This is a genomic window from Vogesella mureinivorans, assembly GCF_007644035.1.
Taxonomy (GTDB): Bacteria; Pseudomonadota; Gammaproteobacteria; order Burkholderiales; family Chromobacteriaceae; genus Vogesella; species Vogesella mureinivorans.
Window position 1 is genome coordinate 1 of record NZ_VMTV02000072.1, and the last position, 424, is coordinate 424.

At 42.2% G+C, this 424-nt stretch carries 1 protein-coding gene; it reads right to left on the reverse strand.

The annotated features are described in order from the left end of the window. Window positions 1-18: 18 nt before the first annotated feature. Window positions 19-390, reverse strand: coding sequence for a 50S ribosomal protein L14 (gene rplN / locus FLQ44_RS01990; RefSeq protein WP_005619403.1), 372 nt, complete (start codon window positions 388-390; stop codon window positions 19-21). Between the last annotated feature and the right edge of the window lie 34 nt (window positions 391-424).

The window sequence follows — 424 nt, forward strand, 5'->3', positions numbered from 1 at the left end:
GGCACCATTACATTCCCCTTACAGTACTTCTGGAGCTAATGAAATGATCTTCATAAACTTCTCAGAACGAAGTTCACGAGTCACAGGTCCAAAAATACGAGTACCGATTGGTTGCTCAGTGTTATTGTTTAAAATTACACAAGCATTACCATCGAAACGAATAACTGAGCCATCTGGGCGACGAACACCCTTCTTGGTGCGCACAACAACTGCTTTTAACACATCACCTTTTTTAACTTTACCGCGTGGAATTGCTTCTTTCACAGTAACTTTGATAATGTCGCCAATAGCAGCGTAACGACGGTGCGATCCACCTAGAACCTTGATACACATTACGCTACGAGCCCCTGAGTTATCAGCAACATCCAGCATAGTCTGTTCTTGGATCATATTAGTGCTCCGTTAAATTAAAAAACACCCTTTC

What these genes read in the sequence shown, in the direction of transcription:
- rplN (WP_005619403.1), bottom strand. Translation starts at nt 390, where the DNA reads ATGATCCAAGAACAGACTATGCTGGATGTTGCTGATAACTCAGGGGCT.